The organism is Pseudomonas sp. 05N431, assembly GCF_056397005.1.
Window position 1 is genome coordinate 1 of record NZ_JBFTMN010000018.1, and the last position, 16,796, is coordinate 16,796.

The window sequence follows — 16,796 nt, forward strand, 5'->3', positions numbered from 1 at the left end:
GCGACGACCTCCTCTCGATGTGTCCGGCTGCGCCGTACGGCGCTGCGCGCCCACCCCCTGATGAACACCTCCACTCGGCCTCCCGATAGGGGCGGGTGGATCAAGATCAACAGCAACAGCACGGCGGCCTGCCGGCCGGCCTGAGTGGTTGGAGCGTGTGGGGTTTGAGATCGTTCCCATGCTCTGCGTGGGAATGCTGCCAGGGACGCTCCGCGTTCCGATTCACGAGCTGACGCAGAGCGTGGGAACGATCAGGTGATTGGGACTTGTGTAATACCTGTAGGAGTCGAGTTGAACTTGGCGACAGCATCACGGGCAACATAGAAATCTCCGACATGTCTTTAAGGTTGTCCCTCGGAAGCACGGCCTCTAGCCTTTGATCATCGCTGACAATTCAGCGACAGGGTGTGAGAACCCAGGAAATTCTGTAGGCGCGAAGCGCTGGCTCTACCATAATCGTCGCCGACGTTTTTCGTTTGCGCCATGCATTATGGCGGCTGTGTGCGGGCAGACTTAGGTCTGGCCGGGTGCCTACGACCGGTATTCTCACCCCGTTCACAGCTGCCACCTCTTCGCCGAGTGAGACCGGCAAGTCGTGGCTCCCACTACCGTAGGAGCTCCATCATGATCAAAGAAACTCCCAATCCCCCCGAACACGACGACGTCTCCCCCTACGAATCCCTCGATTCAAAAAAGCTCCACGACGCCGCCCACCGCGCCCTCGATCACTACTTGAAACCCACCCTGGCCAAACTGCGCTTCAGCGACTTGCGCTCAGACCGCTTGTTCAGCGTTTCACCCGACGTGGGCCTCGAAAGTCTGTTGGCCAATGCCTCGGAAGACCTGGCCTCAGTCAAGGTCATGGCCGCCGACCTGGCATTCGAGATCGAGGGTTCGCGACGCAGCGTGGCCTTGGCGATTTGCCGAATGGTCGATGGCGCTCTGTTGTTGGTGGATAAGGCGCTGGATGACTACAACCCGTCGGAGTCGGACCAGTTTTACGTCAAAGAATAGAAGCGCGAAGTCCTGAAACTAAAAAGCCCCGCCTTCAACCGAAGAGCGGGGCTTTTTGCTGGGGTTGCGTGATCAGAATAGGTCGATCGGCGCCGCTTCGTCTGCTGGCAGCGGGCTGCCTGGCGCATTGCCGTTGCCCAGTTCGTTGACCGATGGTGGCGTGTCTTCGGACTTGAACAGCTCGAAGTAAGCACCAGGCGTGCTTGGGGTCGCCGCACGGCCGCTGACCGGGTCAACCCGCAGGCTGAGGATGCCTTCTGGCTCGGCCTGGGTATGCGGTGGTTTGCCTTTGAGCGCGGCGCTCATGTAGTTCATCCAGATCGGCAGCGCCACGGTGCCGCCGAACTCGCGCTTGCCAAGGCTTTCCGGTTGGTCGAAACCGGTCCAGACCGTGGTCACGTAATCGGCGTTGTAGCCCGAGAACCAGGCGTCCTTGGATTCGTTGGTGGTCCCGGTCTTGCCCGCGATGTCGCTGCGGCCCATGGACAGGGCGCGACGCCCGGTACCGAGCTTGATCACGTCTTCAAGCATGCTGTTGAGGATGAAGGTGGTGCGCCCGTCGATGATCCGTTCCGCGACGGCCGGTGCTTGTACGGTGGTTTGCGCTGCCGGGGCTTCGCCTGGCGTCGGGTTGACCGTAAAGGTGTTGTTCACCGGTGCTGCAATCCCGTTGCTGGCGATATCGCCCTTCGGCACGCTTGGCGGGTTGGCGACGAACAGCGTGTCACCGTTGCGGCTTTCGATCTTGTCGATGATGTACGGGGTGATCTTGTAGCCGCCGTTGGCAAAGGTGCTCCAGCCGGTGGCGATTTCCATTGGCGTCAGCGTTGCGGTGCCCAGGGCCAGCGACAGGTTGCGTGGCAGGTCCTGCTTGTTGAAGCCGAACTTGCTGATGTAGTCGATGGTGCGATCGACGCCCAGCGCCTGGAGCAGGCGGATCGACACCAGGTTGCGCGACTTGTAGAGCGCTTCACGCATACGGATCGGGCCGAGGAAGGTGTTGGTGTCGTTCTTCGGACGCCAGACCTTGTCCAGGTACTCGTCGACGAACACGATCGGTGCGTCGTTCACCAGGGTTGCCGGGGTGTAGCCGTTATCCAGCGCAGCGCTGTAGACGAATGGCTTGAAGCTCGAGCCCGGCTGGCGCTTGGCCTGCATGGCGCGGTTGTAGTTGCTCTGCTCGAACGCGAAGCCGCCGACCAAGGCGCGGATGGCGCCGTTTTGCGGGTCCAGCGAAACCAGTGCGCTTTGGGCGACCGGAATCTGGCTGAACTTCAGGGCGTTGTCCGCTTGGCGCTGTACGCGAATCAGGTCGCCGACCTGGGCGACGTCCGATGGCTGCTTCGGTGCCGGGCCCATGCTGTTGGTGTTCAGGAACGGGCGCGCCCATTTCATGCTGTCCCAACTGACATGTTCTTCGCCGTTGCGGGTCAGGACCTGCACGCCGTTTTTCTCGATCAGGGTGACGATGGCCGGTTCCAGGCCGCTGATGGTGCGCTGTTTGGTCAGTTCCGTGGCCCAGGCAGCAGGCGTCTTGCCCGGCAGGCGGGATTCAGGGCCGCGATAGCCGTGACGCTGGTCGTAGGTGATCAAGCCTTCATGGACGGCGGTGTTGGCCATTTCCTGGAGGTTGCTCGGCACGGTGGTGGTGACGCGGAAACCTTCGGTGTAGGCATCGCTGCCATAACGACCGACCATTTCGGCCCGGGCCATTTCGGCGATGTACGGCGCGTTCACTTCCGGCGTCGGCACGTGATAGCTGGCGTTCAGCGGCTCGTTGATCGCGGCCTGATACGCCGCTTCGTCAATTTTCCCGAGCTTGTACATGCGCCCCAGGATCCAGTCGCGACGTTCTTTGCTGCGTGCAGGGTTGGCCAGCGGGTTGAAGCGCGAAGGGGCTTTCGGCAGGCCGGCGATCATCGCCATCTGCGCCAGGCTGACGTCGCGGATCGACTTGCCGTAATACACCTGCGCCGCCGCCTCGATGCCGTAGGCGCGGTTGCCCAGATAGATCTTGTTCACGTAGAGCTCAAGGATCTCGTCCTTGGTCAGCTGGCGCTCGATTTGCAGGGCCAGGAGGATTTCCGTGGTCTTGCGCGAGAAGCTGCGCTCGCTGGTGAGGAAGAAGTTCTTCGCCACCTGCATGGTGATGGTGCTGCCGCCGGATTGAATGTGTCCGCTCTTGACCAGTTGGGACGCGGCACGCATCAGGCTGCTGGGGTCGACGCCATAGTGATTGGCGAAGTTGTCGTCTTCGGCACTGAGTAACGCATTGATGAAATTCGGTGGGATGTCGGCGAAGCGGATCGGCGTGCGGCGCATTTCGCCAAACTCGGCGATCAATTTGCCGTCGCTGCTGTAGACCCGCAAAGGAATCTGCAACTGAATGCTTCTCAGCGCCTCCACGGATGGCAATCCCGGACTAAGGTAAAGAAAAGCGCCGCTCAGACCGAGGAGCAGTCCGCAGAAAACGGCGACGATGGACCACCCGAAAAATTTCAGCAGACGAATCAAGGCTTTTGGACATCCAGGGTAAAGAATGAATTAGGCGTCAGGGCATTCAAGGTAAGCAAGGGTCGACCCGCGCTTGAGAAAGCGGAAAAAACGCTGGCCATTATAAGCATTTTTCCGCCAAAAGCGCATTTGGCGCCTCTGTCAAGACGCAGCTATTGAACGCAATGAATCATAAAGAGTCCGTAACTCACGGATAGTCATAGGGAATTGCAAGTGCTGGGACTCTTCAATAAAAAAAGCCGCACGCTTTTGGGGATCGATATCAGCTCCACCTCGGTGAAGCTTCTCGAGCTAAGCCGTGCAGGCAATCGATACCGGGTCGAAGCCTACGCGGTAGAGCCGCTGCCGACCAACGCCGTGGTCGAGAAAAATATCGCCGAACTCGAAGGTGTCGGGCAGGCGTTATCCCGGGTGTTACTCAAGGCCAAAACCAGCGTCAAGAGTGTCGCGGTGGCGGTTGCCGGATCGGCGGTCATCACCAAGATCATCGAAATGGACGCCGGGCTTTCCCCTGATGACATGGAAAATCAGCTGAAGATTGAAGCTGACCAATACATTCCCTATCCCCTCGAAGAAGTCGCCATCGATTTTGAAGTGCAGGGCGCCTCCCGGCGTAATCCCGAGCGGGTCGACGTATTGCTGGCGGCCTGTCGCAAGGAAAACGTCGAAGTTCGCGAAGCCGCGTTGGCCCTTGCCGGCCTGACCGCGCGGGTCGTCGATGTCGAGGCGTATGCGCTGGAGCGTTCATTCGGCTTGCTGACGGCACAGCTGACCGGTGTGACCGAGCGTTCGACGGTGGCCGTGGTCGACATCGGCGCCACCATGACCACCTTGAGCGTGTTGTCCAGCGGCCGAATCATCTACACCCGCGAGCAGTTGTTCGGCGGCCGCCAGTTGACGGAGGAAATCCAGCGTCGCTATGGGATGACCGTCGAACAGGCCGGATTTGCAAAAAAACAGGGTGGTCTGCCTGAGGACTATGTCAGCGAAGTCCTGCAACCGTTCCGCGAGGCGCTGGTGCAGCAGGTCTCGCGATCGTTGCAGTTCTTTTTCGCCTCGGGCCAGTACAACGCAGTCGACTACATCCTGCTGGCCGGTGGTACGGCCTCTGTCGCCGGGCTGGAGCGGCTGATCGAGCAGCGCCTGGGCACGCCGACACACGTGGCCAATCCGTTTGCGGACATGACATTGAGCAGCAAGGTCAACGCCAGTGCCCTGGCCAGTGATGCGCCGGCGCTGATGATTGCCTGCGGCCTGGCGCTGAGGAGTTTCGACTGATGGCGCGGATCAATCTTCTCCCTTGGCGCGAAGAGCTGCGTGAGGAGCGTCGCAAGCGCTTCCTGTTGGGGTTGGCCGGCGCGCTGGCAGCGGCGGTCGGGGTGATTTTGCTGGGTGACCAGGCCATCAGCAGTGCGATTGATCGACAGGTCGCTCGCAACGATTACGTCGGCAAACAGATCGCCGTGCTGGATGACCGGATCAAGCAGATCAGTGATCTGAAAGCCCGTCGCCAGCAACTCGTGGAGCGGATGCGGATCATCCAGGACTTGCAAGGCAATCGGTCGGTCAGCGCACGGATCTTCGATCAACTGGCGCGCACACTGCCGGACGGGGTGTATTTCACCGACGTCAAACTGGTCGATAAAACGCTGTCCATCAGCGGGGCGGCAGAGTCGAACAATCGTGTCTCGGAGTTGTTGCGCAACCTCGATGCCTCCGACCGGTTCAAATCGCCGAACCTGACCGAGGTTAAAGCGACCACGGCCGGCGCCCTGGATCAGGCCAACGTGTTTCAGTTGACCGTTCGTCAGTCTCAACCGGCCGCAGCGGAGGACGCGAAATGAGTCCGTCCCAATGGTTCGAGGGGTTGCGCAAGGTCGATATCAACGACCTGGACCTGAACAACATAGGCTCCTGGCCCGCGGCGATCAAAGGCCTGGCGGGCGGGCTGCTGATCGTGCTGGTGCTGGCGCTGGGTTACAGCTTTTACCTCAAGGATCTTGAAGATCAGCTTGAGCAGGTCCGCGGCGGGGAAGCCACCCTCAAGGAGCAGTTCGCGAGCAAGGCGCACATGGCGGCCAATCTGGAGCGTTACATCGAGCAGATGAAAGCAATGGAAACCTCCTTCGGCGTGCTGTTGCGGCAGTTGCCCGGCGATACCGAGGTGCCCGGTCTGCTGGAAGACATCACGCGCACCGGATTGGGCAGCGGGCTGGAGTTTGAGGAGATCAAGCTGCTGCCGGAAGTCACCCAGCAGTTCTACATCGAGTTACCGATCCAGATCACTGTCACTGGCGCCTACCATGACCTGGCGACCTTCGTCAGTGGCGTCGCCAACCTCCCGCGGATCGTCACCCTGCACGATTTCAACGTCGAGCCGGTTGTTCCGGGCAGCGGCGCGAAACTGCGCATGAACATCCTGGCCAAGACTTACCGCTACAACGACAAGGGGCTGCAGAAATGAACGCGGTCCGATGGTTTTCGCTGGCTGTGCTGCTGGGAGGGCTTGCCGGTTGTGGCAACGGTAACGACTTCAGCGATCTGGACGCCTACATGAACGAGGTGCGCCTGCACCCGCCCGGCAAGATCGAGCCGGTGCCGACGTTCAGGTCCTACGAGACATTCACTTACAGCGCTGCGTCGTTGCGCAGTCCGTTTTCACCGCAGGTCAGGGTCGACCTGGCAGGTCGAAAACCGGGGGCGCGCAACGTCAAGCCCGATCCGAGCCGGGCCAAGCAATACCTTGAAGGTTTCAACATCGAGCAGTTTGAAATGGTCGGCACTATTTCCAATGCGTCCGGCGCCTTTGCGCTGCTGCGCGGTGCCGGTGGGGTGCATCGGCTGAAGGTCGGTGACTACCTGGGGCGCAACGATGGCCGGATCGTGGCCATCAGTGACTCGCAAGTCGATGTGGTCGAAATCGTCCCCGATGGTGAAGGTGCCTGGCTGGAGCGACCGCGGACTATTCCTTTGAAAGAGCATTCATAGTGGAACTCGTATCATGAACAGGATCTTCTCAACCCTCGGTTTTTCGCTATGGATGGCGCTGCTTTCTCCGATGGTGCAGGCAGCCAATCTCACGGCGCTGGATGTCGCCGCGCTGCCGGGTGATCGCGTCGAGTTGAAACTGGCTTTCGACGGGCCGCCGCCCGCGCCTCACGGCTATACCACCGATCAGCCGGCGCGCATCGCTCTCGACCTACCGGGTGTGAGCAGCCAACTGGCGAGCAAGACGCGGGATCTGGGAGGTGGCAACGCTCGCAGTGCGACGGTGGTCGAGGCCAAGGATCGCACCCGTTTGATCATCAACCTGACGCAGTTGACGCCTTACAGCACGCGAGTCGAGGGTAATACGCTGTTCGTGGTGGTTGGGCAGGCCGCCGCCGCTCAGAAACCCCGGCCCGCGGCACCGCGAGTGGCGAGCGCCATGCCAGTGGCAGCCAAGACATATGCTCCCGTGAGCAAGGCCATTCGCGGCGTGGACTTTCAACGCGGTGAGCAGGGTGAAGGCAACGTCGTCATTGATTTGTCAGACCCCGGTATCAGCCCGGACATCCAGGAGCGTGACGGCAAGATCATCCTCACCTTCGCCAAAACCCAGTTGCCCGAACGGTTGCGGGTTCGTCTGGACGTCAAGGATTTCGCCACGCCGGTGCAGTTCGTCAATGCCAGTGCATCCTCCGATAAAGCGAGCATCAGCATCGAACCCGGTGGCACATACGACTATTCGACCTACCAGACCGACAACAAGCTGACGGTCAGTGTCCGCCCGATGACCGTCGACGATCTGCAGAAGCGCAACGCAGATCGTTTCGCCTACAGCGGCGAGAAGCTGTCGTTGAACTTTCAGGACATCGATGTGCGCTCAGTGCTGCAACTGATCGCCGATTTCACCAACCTCAATCTGGTGGCCAGCGACACGGTGCAGGGCGGTATTACCTTGCGCCTGCAAAACGTGCCGTGGGATCAGGCACTGGATCTGGTGCTCAAGACCAAAGGGTTGGACAAGCGCAAGATCGGCAACGTCTTGCTGGTCGCGCCGGCAGACGAGATTGCTGCCCGCGAGCGCCAGGAGCTGGAGTCGCGCAAACAGATCGCCGAGCTGGCGCCACTGCGTCGTGAACTGTTGCAGGTCAACTACGCCAAGGCGGCGGATATCGCCAAGCTGTTTCAGTCGGTGACCAGCGCCGAGTCGAAAGTCGACGAGCGTGGTTCGATCACTGTCGACGAGCGAACCAACAATATCATCGCCTACCAGACCCAGGATCGTCTGGATGAGCTGCGGCGAATCGTCGCTCAGCTGGATATTCCGGTGCGTCAGGTGATGATCGAAGCGCGGATCGTCGAAGCCAACGTCGACTACGACAAAAGCCTCGGCGTGCGTTGGGGCGGTTCGGTCCGCAATAAGGGGAACTGGAATGCCTCCGGGGTCAGCAACGGGGCCAACGCCTCATCGACCATTGGTACACCGGGCAGCACCAGCACCAACTCACCGTTCGTCGACATGGGCGCGGCGGGGAATACGTCGGGGATCGGTATCGCCTTCATCACCGATAACGTGTTGCTGGACCTTGAGCTGACGGCCATGGAGAAGACCGGTAACGGGGAAATCGTCTCTCAACCCAAAGTGGTCACCTCCGACAAGGAAACCGCGAAGATCCTCAAGGGCACGGAAATTCCCTATCAGGAAGCCAGCTCCAGCGGCGCGACATCAGTGGCGTTCAAGGAGGCCTCGCTGTCTCTGGAGGTAACGCCGCAGATCACCCCGGATAACCGCATCATCATGGAGGTCAAGGTCACCAAGGATGAGCCGGACTACCTGAACAAAGTGCAGGATGTGCCGCCGATCAAGAAGAACGAGGTCAATGCCAAAGTACTGGTCAATGATGGAGAAACCATCGTCATTGGCGGGGTTTTCTCAAATACTCAGAGCAAGGTTGTAGATAAGGTGCCATTTCTCGGTGATGTGCCGTATCTTGGCCGCCTTTTCCGGCGTGACGTGGTGTCGGAGAAAAAATCCGAGCTGCTGGTATTTCTCACTCCGCGTATCATGAATAACCAGGCGATTGCTGTGAGTCATTGATTCTGTGCGAAATTTGATTCTTGTTGGGCCGATGGGTGCTGGAAAAAGCACCATCGGTCGCTTGTTGGCCAAAGAGCTGCGCCTGCCGTTCAAGGATTCCGATAAGGAAATTGAATTGCGCACGGGCGCCAATATCCCGTGGATCTTCGACAAAGAAGGCGAACCCGGCTTTCGCGACCGCGAGCAGGCGATGATCGCCGAGCTGTGCACGCTCGATGGCGTGGTGCTGGCGACGGGCGGTGGCGCAGTGATGCGCGAAGCCAATCGTCGCGCGCTGCACGCTGGCGGGCGCGTGGTGTATCTGCACGCGTCCGTCGAGCAGCAGGTCGGGCGCACCGCGCGCGATCGCAATCGTCCGTTGTTGCGCACCGCCGATCCGGCAAAAACCCTCCGGGATCTGCTGGCATTGCGCGATCCGCTGTATCGGGAAATCGCCGACCTGGTGGTGGAAACCGATGAGCGGCCGCCGCGGATGGTGGTCCTGGACATCCTGGAACGCTTGCAGCAGCTGCCTCCCCGTTAATGCGCAGAACGAAATGCGCTATCCTCGGCTCCGGTCATGACCGCTCGAAGGTGTGGCGCATGACGAACAGGCAGCGTCACACGAGCAGATGCTGTCAGTCGATAATGTAAGGCAGGACGCCTGATTCCAACTTCACTGTGGGGACACATGCAGACACTTAAGGTCGATTTAGGCGAGCGTAGCTACCCGATCCATATTGGCGAGGGGTTGCTGGATCAGCCCGAACTGCTGGCGCCGCATATCGCCGGGCGGCAAGTCGCGATCATCTCCAACGAGACCGTTGCGCCGCTGTATCTAGAGCGTCTGACCCGCAGCCTTGCACAGTTTTCGGTTATTTCGGTGGTTCTGCCCGACGGTGAAGCCTTCAAGAACTGGGAAACCCTGCAAACCATCTTTGACGGCCTGCTCACCGCTCGCCATGACCGCCGCACCACCGTGATCGCCTTGGGCGGCGGTGTGATTGGCGACATGGCCGGTTTTGCCGCCGCCTGTTACCAGCGTGGTGTCGATTTCATTCAGGTTCCGACCACCTTGCTGTCGCAAGTCGACTCTTCGGTGGGCGGCAAGACCGGCATCAACCACCCGCTGGGCAAAAACATGATTGGCGCCTTCTATCAGCCGAACGTCGTGTTGATCGATACCGCCACGCTCAATACCTTGCCGGCTCGCGAGCTGTCTGCGGGCCTTGCGGAAGTCATCAAGTACGGGTTGATCTGCGACGAGCCGTTCCTGACCTGGCTCGAAGACAACGTCGATCGCTTGCGGGCTCTGGATCAAACGGCCCTGACCTACGCTATCGAACGCTCCTGCGCAGCCAAGGCTGCTGTGGTCGGTGCCGACGAGCGTGAGTCTGGTGTACGCGCGACGCTCAACCTTGGCCATACCTTCGGCCACGCCATCGAAACCCACATGGGCTATGGTGTCTGGTTACATGGTGAAGCGGTGGCTGCTGGTACTGTAATGGCCCTGGAAATGTCTTCGCGTCTGGGCTGGATCAGCGACCAGGAGCGTGATCGCGGCATTCGCCTGTTCCAGCGGGCCGGGTTGCCGGTCATCCCGCCTTCAGTGATGACCGAAGCCGATTTTCTCGAACACATGGCAATTGACAAGAAAGTAATCGACGGTCGTTTGCGACTGGTGTTGTTGCGCCGCATGGGCGAAGCCGTAGTGACCGACGATTATCCGAAAGAGGTTTTACAGGCCACGCTGGGAGCGGATTACCGCGCCCTGGCTCAGCTTAAAGGTTAATAAGATCCCGATGACTAGTTTGCATGCCGACGAGGCGTTCCTCGGCCATTACCAGTTGAGTCACGACCCTTTCGCTCCACGGGTGCCTGGCTTCAAGTTCTTCCCTGCCCAGCGCAAGCCCGTGCTGGGGCAACTGCATCACCTGGCTCGTTACAGCCAGTTGTTACTGGTGGTCACCGGCCCGCAAGGCAGTGGCAAGACCCTGTTGCGTCAGGCGCTGGTAGCCAGCACCAACAAGCAGTCGGTGCAGAGCGTGGTGGTTTCCGCCCGTGGCGCCGGTGATGCGGCGGGTGTGTTGCGTCAGGTGGCTCAGGCGCTGAACGTTGCCCAGGCTGAAGTCGGCGCGATTCTCAAGCAGGTGGTACAGCTCGCATTGACCGGCCAGGAAGTCTACTTGCTGGTCGATGACGCCGAGCAACTCGACGAGTCCGCCCTTGAAGCGCTGCTGGCGTTGGCGGCGGGTGCACCGGAGGGTCGTCCGCACGTGTTCCTGTTCGGTGAGTCGTCGCTGATCGCCGAACTTGAACAGCTGAGTACCGAGGAAGAGCGCTTCCACGTCATCGAACTGCAGCCTTACGCCGAAGAAGAAACCCGCGAATACCTGGCCCAGCGACTCGAAGGCGCCGGTCAGGGAATCGAACTTTTCTCTGCGAATCAGATCTCTGAGATACACGAAAGCTCCGATGGATGGCCTGGAAACATCAATCAGGTCGCCCGCGATGCGATGATCGAAGCCATGATTGCTAGCCGCTCAGCGGTCAAGCGTCCAAGTATGGGGTTCAACATGCCGAAGAAACACGTATTGGCGATATCCGCCGTAGTCGTGGTCGCGGTGGCCGCCGCCTGGTTGATGCCAGGTCGCAGCAAGGCACCAGCCACCGGCGCGCCCGCCAATGAGCAGGCGCAATTGCCACTGGGCACACCGAAACCGAACGGCGGTGCTCCGGCGGTCGAGTTCGCCGGTAATACCCAGCCGATGCCATTGCCGCTGGTCGGACAATCGCAGCCGGTTATGCGGGGCCCGTTGGCGGAAGCTGCGGGCGGTATCACTGAAGGCGACGACGGCGTGCCCGTTGAAGGCTCCAGCGCCAAACCGCCTACCGTGACCACCACTGCACCGCCAGCCGGTATTCCGGCCGGCCCGACGCCAGCCCCTGCACCAGCGCCTGCGGCCAAGCCGGCGCCGACTCAGGTCGCTACCGCCAAGCCTGCTCCTGCACCAGCTCCTGCGGCCAAACCGGCCCCAGTGGCCAAGCCTGCCCCGGTCGCCAAAGCTGTCGAGAAGCCGGTCGAGAAGCCAGCCAGCGTCGCCAAAGCCGCAACCGGCGGTACCTGGTACGCAGGTCAGGCGCCGGGCAACTATGTGGTGCAAATCCTCGGCACCAGCTCTGAAGCCTCGGCGCAAAGTTTCGTCAAGGAACAGGGCGGCGAGTACCGCTATTTCAAGAAAGTCCTCAACGGTAAGCCGCTTTACGTCATCACTTACGGTAGCTTCGCCAACCGCGATGCAGCTGTTACCGCCATCAAGGCCTTGCCAGCGAAGGTTCAGGCTGGTAAACCTTGGCCTCGCTCTGTCGCCAGCGTCCAACAGGAACTGGCAACAGCTCGCTGAAGATTCGGCGGCCTTACCCAGGCCGCCTCTCCCGGCACCTCAAAATTTCTGCAAGCGCATGTGGCTGTCAAAGCCGCGTGCCTTGTGGTGTCTGCGTCACAGTAGTCTTTGAGTCGTTGCGGTCAACATTAAAAATGTTTTGACTAGCACAGCATATCGCTTTAAACCTTTCGCAAATGCGACATAGATTTGCGACATTTCGTCGTCAAATTTGTGAGCCTCTGTGTCGGTGTGTACAATGACCTCCCTTTTGCCCCCGCAAAGCTGGCGTACGTTCGGCGTGGAAGGTAACTGGCTGAATTGAAAAGAAATTTGTCTCGATAAGAGGCAGCCTGGTGAGAAAGTGTCTATGAAAGCAGGTCTGTACCAACCAGATGAGTTCAAGGATAACTGCGGTTTCGGCCTGATAGCCCATATGCAGGGCGAACCCAGTCATACCCTGTTGCAAACGGCCATTGAGGCCCTGACCTGCATGACCCACCGCGGTGGGATCAACGCTGACGGCAAAACCGGCGACGGTTGCGGTCTGCTGATGCAAAAGCCCGACGTATTCCTGCGAGCGATCGCCCAGGAAACGTTTGGTATTGAATTGCCCAAGCAATACGCTGTGGGCATGGTGTTTTTCAACCAGGACCCGGTAAAAGCCGAAGCGGCTCGCGAGAACATGAATCGCGAGATCCTGGCGGCCGGCCTGCAATTGGTGGGTTGGCGTAAAGTGCCGATCGACACCAGCGTTCTCGGCCGTCTGGCGCTCGAACGCCTGCCGCAGATCGAACAAGTGTTTATCGGCGGTGCCGGCCTGAGCGATCAGGACATGGCCGTCAAGCTGTTCACTTCCCGTCGTCGCTCGTCCGTGGCCAACGCCGCCGACCTCGACCACTACGTCTGCAGCTTTTCCCACAAGACCATCATTTACAAAGGCCTGATGATGCCGGCGGACCTGACCGCCTTCTATCCGGACCTCAGCGACCAGCGCCTGCAAACCGCAATCTGCGTGTTCCACCAGCGCTTCTCCACCAACACCCTGCCGAAATGGCCGTTGGCTCAACCGTTCCGCTTCCTGGCGCACAACGGTGAAATCAACACCATCACCGGTAACCGTAACTGGGCCCAGGCGCGTCGCACCAAGTTCACCAACGATCTGATGGATCTGGACGAACTCGGCCCGCTGGTCAACCGCGTGGGTTCCGACTCCTCGAGCATGGACAACATGCTGGAGCTGATGGTCACCGGCGGTATCGACCTGTTCCGTGGCGTGCGGATGATCATTCCGCCAGCGTGGCAGAACGTCGAGACCATGGACGCCGACCTGCGCGCGTTCTACGAATACAACTCGATGCACATGGAACCGTGGGACGGCCCGGCCGGCGTGGTAATGACCGACGGTCGTTACGCGGTGTGCCTGCTTGACCGTAACGGTCTGCGCCCGGCGCGTTGGGTCACCACCAAAAACGGTTTCATCACCCTGGCCTCGGAAATCGGTGTCTGGAACTACCAGCCTGAAGACGTGATCGCCAAGGGCCGCGTTGGCCCGGGTCAGATCTTTGCCGTGGACACCGAAACCGGTCAGATCCTCGACACCGATGCCATCGACAACCGTTTGAAGTCCCGTCATCCATACAAGCAATGGCTGCGCAAGAACGCCCTGCGTATCCAGGCGACCATGGAAGACAACGACCACGGTTCGGCGTTCTATGACATTGACCAGCTCAAGCAATACATGAAGATGTATCAGGTCACGTTCGAAGAACGTGATCAGGTGCTGCGTCCGCTTGGCGAACAAGGCTACGAAGCCGTTGGCTCGATGGGCGACGACACGCCAATGGCCGTGCTGTCCCAGCGTGTGCGCACGCCGTACGACTACTTCCGCCAGCAGTTCGCGCAGGTCACCAACCCGCCGATCGACCCGCTGCGTGAAGCCATCGTCATGTCGCTGGAAGTCTGCCTCGGTGCCGAGCGCAACATCTTCCAGGAGTCGCCGGAGCACGCCTCGCGCGTGATCCTCAGCTCGCCGGTCGTTTCCCCGGCCAAGTGGCGCTCGCTGATGAACCTCGATCGCCCTGGCTTCGAACGTCAGGTCATCGACCTCAACTACGACGAGGCACTGGGCCTTGAAGCCGCAGTGCGCAACATCGCCGACCAGGCTGAAGAAGCCGTGCGTTCCGGGTGTACCCAGATCGTGCTGAGCGACCGTCACATTGCCCCAGGCAAACTGCCGGTTCACGCTTCGTTGGCCACTGGCGCGGTGCACCACCGCCTGACCGAAAAAGGCCTGCGTTGCGACAGCAACATCCTGGTCGAGACCGCCACTGCACGCGATCCGCATCACTTCGCGGTGCTGATCGGCTTCGGCGCCTCGGCGGTTTATCCGTTCCTGGCGTACGAAGTGCTGGGCGACCTGATCCGCACCGGTGAAGTGCTGGGCGACCTCTATGAGGTGTTCAAGAACTACCGCAAAGGCATCACCAAAGGCCTGCTCAAGATCCTCTCGAAGATGGGTATCTCGACCATCACCTCCTATCGCGGAGCACAACTGTTCGAAGCGATCGGTCTGTCCGAGGAAGTCTGCGACCTGAGCTTCCGTGGTGTGCCGAGCCGTATCAAAGGTGCGCGTTTCGTCGACATCGAAGCCGAGCAGAAGGCCTTGGCTGCCGAAGCCTGGAGCCCGCGCAAGCCAATCCAGCAGGGCGGTTTGCTGAAGTTCGTCCACGGTGGCGAATATCACGCGTACAACCCGGACGTGGTCAACACCCTGCAAGCCGCTGTGCAGCAGGGTGACTACAGCAAGTTCAAGGAATACACGGCGCTGGTGGACAACCGTCCGGTGTCGATGATTCGCGACCTGTTCAAGGTCAAAACCCTTGGGACACCGCTGGACATCAGCGAGATCGAACCACTGGAATCGGTGCTCAAGCGCTTCGACTCCGCCGGCATCTCGCTTGGCGCATTGTCGCCGGAAGCTCACGAAGCCTTGGCCGAAGCCATGAACCGCCTGGGTGCGCGTTCCAACTCCGGCGAAGGCGGCGAAGACCCGGCGCGTTACGGCACCATCAAGAGCTCGAAAATCAAGCAAGTGGCTACTGGCCGTTTCGGTGTAACCCCGGAATACCTGGTCAACGCTGAAGTGCTGCAGATCAAGGTCGCGCAGGGCGCCAAGCCCGGCGAAGGTGGTCAACTGCCTGGCGGCAAGGTCAACGGCCTGATCGCCAAGCTGCGCTATGCAGTGCCGGGCGTGACGCTGATTTCGCCACCGCCGCACCACGACATCTATTCGATCGAAGACTTGTCGCAACTGATTTTCGACCTGAAACAAGTCAACCCGAAGGCCCTGGTCTCGGTGAAACTGGTAGCAGAAGCCGGCGTTGGCACCATCGCCGCTGGCGTGGCCAAGGCCTATGCCGACCTGATCACCATTTCCGGTTACGACGGTGGCACCGGCGCATCGCCGCTGACCTCGATCAAATACGCGGGCGCACCGTGGGAGCTCGGCCTGGCCGAAACCCACCAGACCCTGCGCGGCAATGACCTGCGCGGTAAAGTCCGGGTACAGACCGACGGTGGTCTGAAAACCGGCCTCGACGTGATCAAGGCGGCGATCCTCGGCGCTGAAAGCTTCGGTTTCGGCACCGCGCCAATGATCGCCCTGGGCTGCAAATACCTGCGCATCTGCCACCTGAACAACTGCGCCACCGGCGTGGCGACTCAGAACGAAAAACTGCGCAAGGACCACTACATCGGTACGGTCGACATGGTGGTGAATTTCTTCACCTACGTCGCTGAAGAAACCCGTGAGTGGCTGGCGAAGCTAGGCGTACGTTCCCTCGAGGAACTGATCGGTCGTACCGATCTGCTGGAAATCCTCGAAGGTCAGACCGCCAAGCAAAACCACCTGGACCTGACCCCGCTGCTGGGCAGCGATCACATCCCGGCGGACAAGCCACAGTTCTGCCAGGTCGACCGCAACCCGCCGTTCGACAAAGGCCTGCTGGCCGAGAAGATGGTCGAGATGGCCACTTCGGCGATCAACGACCTGAGCGGCGCCGACTTCGCTCTGGATATCTGCAACTGCGACCGTTCGATCGGTGCGCGGATTTCCGGTGAAATCGCGCGCAAACACGGTAACCAGGGCATGGCCAACGCGCCGATCACCTTCCGCTTCAAAGGGACGGCCGGTCAGAGCTTTGGTGTATGGAACGCTGGCGGCCTGAACATGTACCTCGAAGGCGATGCCAACGACTATGTCGGCAAAGGCATGACCGGCGGCAAACTGGTCATCGTTCCGCCAAAAGGCAGCGTCTACAAGACTCAGGACAGCGCCATTATCGGCAACACCTGCCTGTATGGCGCCACCGGCGGCAAGCTGTTCGCCGCTGGTACTGCGGGCGAGCGTTTCGCGGTGCGTAACTCCGGTGCTCACACCGTGGTGGAAGGCACTGGCGATCACTGCTGCGAGTACATGACCGGTGGTTTCGTCTGCGTACTGGGCAAGACCGGTTACAACTTCGGCTCAGGCATGACCGGTGGTTTCGCCTACGTGCTCGACCAGGACAACAGCTTCGTTGACCGGGTCAACCACGAACTGGTTGAAATCCAGCGGATCAGCGGTGAGGCGATGGAAGCCTATCGCAGCCACCTGCAACGCGTGCTGAACGAATACGTCGAGGAAACCGACAGCGAGTGGGGTCGTAACCTCGCTGAAAACCTCGATGACTACTTGCGTCGGTTCTGGTTGGTCAAGCCTAAGGCTGCCAGCTTGAAATCGTTGCTTTCCAGCACCCGTGCCAACCCGCAGTGATATGCGC

General features: G+C 60.2%; 11 protein-coding genes. 10 read left to right on the forward strand and 1 reads right to left on the reverse strand.

Annotated features, from left to right (window positions below):
* The first annotated feature begins 624 nt into the window (after window positions 1-624).
* The gene (locus AC1DIG_RS24215) at window positions 625-1,014 is read left to right on the forward strand and encodes a DUF6124 family protein (RefSeq protein WP_054593867.1); all 390 of its coding nucleotides are present in this window, start codon (window positions 625-627) and stop codon (window positions 1,012-1,014) included.
* Window positions 1,015-1,086: 72 nt separating this feature from the next.
* Here AC1DIG_RS24215 and AC1DIG_RS24220 read toward each other — a convergent pair whose 3' ends face one another.
* Complete coding sequence (locus AC1DIG_RS24220; RefSeq protein ID WP_477769403.1) at window positions 1,087-3,525, reverse strand: penicillin-binding protein 1A; 2,439 nt, start codon at window positions 3,523-3,525, stop codon at window positions 1,087-1,089.
* A gap of 216 nt (window positions 3,526-3,741) precedes the next feature.
* Here AC1DIG_RS24220 and AC1DIG_RS24225 point away from each other — a divergent pair, with 216 nt between their 5' ends.
* The 9 genes from AC1DIG_RS24225 (at window position 3,742) to gltB (ending at window position 16,789) form a co-directional block, all read left to right on the forward strand.
* The gene (locus AC1DIG_RS24225; RefSeq protein ID WP_477769332.1) at window positions 3,742-4,806 is read left to right on the forward strand and encodes a pilus assembly protein PilM; all 1,065 of its coding nucleotides are present in this window, start codon (window positions 3,742-3,744) and stop codon (window positions 4,804-4,806) included.
* Complete coding sequence (locus AC1DIG_RS24230; protein ID WP_477769333.1) at window positions 4,806-5,372, forward strand: PilN domain-containing protein; 567 nt, start codon at window positions 4,806-4,808, stop codon at window positions 5,370-5,372. Before AC1DIG_RS24225 ends, AC1DIG_RS24230 begins: the two co-directional genes overlap by 1 nt.
* Window positions 5,369-5,992, forward strand: a complete 624-nt coding sequence (pilO, locus tag AC1DIG_RS24235; protein ID WP_477769334.1) for a type 4a pilus biogenesis protein PilO — start codon at window positions 5,369-5,371, stop codon at window positions 5,990-5,992. The genes AC1DIG_RS24230 and pilO overlap by 4 nt, the downstream gene beginning before the upstream one ends.
* Window positions 5,989-6,516 carry a pilus assembly protein PilP gene (locus tag AC1DIG_RS24240; RefSeq protein ID WP_477769335.1) on the forward strand — a complete coding sequence of 176 codons (528 nt, stop codon included), beginning with the start codon at window positions 5,989-5,991 and terminating at the stop codon, window positions 6,514-6,516. Before pilO ends, AC1DIG_RS24240 begins: the two co-directional genes overlap by 4 nt.
* Window positions 6,517-6,529: 13 nt before the next feature.
* On the forward strand, window positions 6,530-8,611 hold the full coding sequence (locus AC1DIG_RS24245; protein ID WP_477769336.1) for a type IV pilus secretin PilQ: 2,082 nt from the start codon (window positions 6,530-6,532) through the stop codon (window positions 8,609-8,611).
* A 4-nt stretch (window positions 8,612-8,615) separates the two neighbouring features.
* Window positions 8,616-9,134, forward strand: coding sequence for a shikimate kinase AroK (aroK, locus tag AC1DIG_RS24250; protein ID WP_071552300.1), 519 nt, complete (start codon window positions 8,616-8,618; stop codon window positions 9,132-9,134).
* Window positions 9,135-9,281: 147 nt separating this feature from the next.
* Complete coding sequence (aroB, locus tag AC1DIG_RS24255) at window positions 9,282-10,382, forward strand: 3-dehydroquinate synthase (RefSeq protein WP_054595233.1); 1,101 nt, start codon at window positions 9,282-9,284, stop codon at window positions 10,380-10,382.
* 10 nt (window positions 10,383-10,392) lie between these two features.
* Window positions 10,393-11,994 carry an AAA family ATPase gene (locus AC1DIG_RS24260; RefSeq protein WP_477769337.1) on the forward strand — a complete coding sequence of 534 codons (1,602 nt, stop codon included), beginning with the start codon at window positions 10,393-10,395 and terminating at the stop codon, window positions 11,992-11,994.
* A gap of 349 nt (window positions 11,995-12,343) precedes the next feature.
* Complete coding sequence (gene gltB, locus AC1DIG_RS24265) at window positions 12,344-16,789, forward strand: glutamate synthase large subunit (protein ID WP_477769338.1); 4,446 nt, start codon at window positions 12,344-12,346, stop codon at window positions 16,787-16,789.
* Window positions 16,790-16,796 lie beyond the last annotated feature (7 nt).